The following is an 839-nucleotide window of genomic DNA, read 5'->3' as shown; positions in this document are numbered from 1 at the left end:
CCCATGGTGAAAGAAGGTCGAATAATACAAGGGAAGCCTAAAGAGTCTTGCACCTGAAGCGCTTCTTCCATGCTATGAGCAATCGCAGAACGCGGTGTTTCAAGGCCGATTGCCTTCATTGCTTTATCAAAGCGCTCACGATCTTCCGCTTTGTCGATGGTATCAGCATTCGCTCCAACCATTTCAACGTTGTACTTATCAAGCACACCTTCGCGCTCTAGGTCCAATGCACAGTTCAATGCAGTCTGACCACCCATTGTTGGCAACAACACGTCAGGGCGCTCTTTCTCGATAATCTTTTCAACTGTCTGCCAGGTAATCGGCTCGATATAAGTCGCATCGGCCATTGCAGGATCAGTCATAATGGTTGCCGGGTTAGAGTTAACCAAGATAACTCGATAACCCTCTTCGCGAAGCGCTTTACACGCTTGAGCACCTGAATAGTCAAACTCACAGGCCTGCCCGATGACGATAGGGCCGGCGCCTAGTATTAGAATACTCTTTATGTCGGTACGCTTTGGCATTTAATTCTTTCCGTTCTCTAAGAGTTAGGTTGTAAATAGCTAAGGTGCTCACTCACAACAAAATAGGTTCACTTTCAGCAAGTATTTTGCTGACTAAACAACAGTACTAATTACTTAGCACGAGCTCTCATCGTATCGATGAAGCGGTCAAACAAAGGCGCGACATCATGCGGGCCCGGGCTCGCTTCGGGATGGCCCTGGAAACTAAACGCTGGAGTATCCGTGCGTTCAATACCTTGTAAGGAACCATCAAATAGAGACTTATGTGTTGCTTTTAGACAATCTGGTAGTGAACTCTCGTCCACTGCAAAACCG

2 pseudogenes are annotated in these 839 nt (G+C 47.1%); both read right to left on the bottom strand.

From position 1 onward, the window contains the following. A pseudogene (carB, locus tag A3766_RS03500) lies at positions 1-524 on the bottom strand (carbamoyl phosphate synthase large subunit); the annotation flags it as partial. 110 nt (positions 525-634) lie between these two features. Further along, a pseudogene (locus A3766_RS03495) lies at positions 635-839 on the bottom strand (carbamoyl-phosphate synthase small subunit); the annotation flags it as partial.

The sequence above is a fragment of the Oleiphilus sp. HI0132 genome (assembly GCF_001635845.1).
This window is presented reverse-complemented; position numbering and strand designations above follow the sequence as displayed.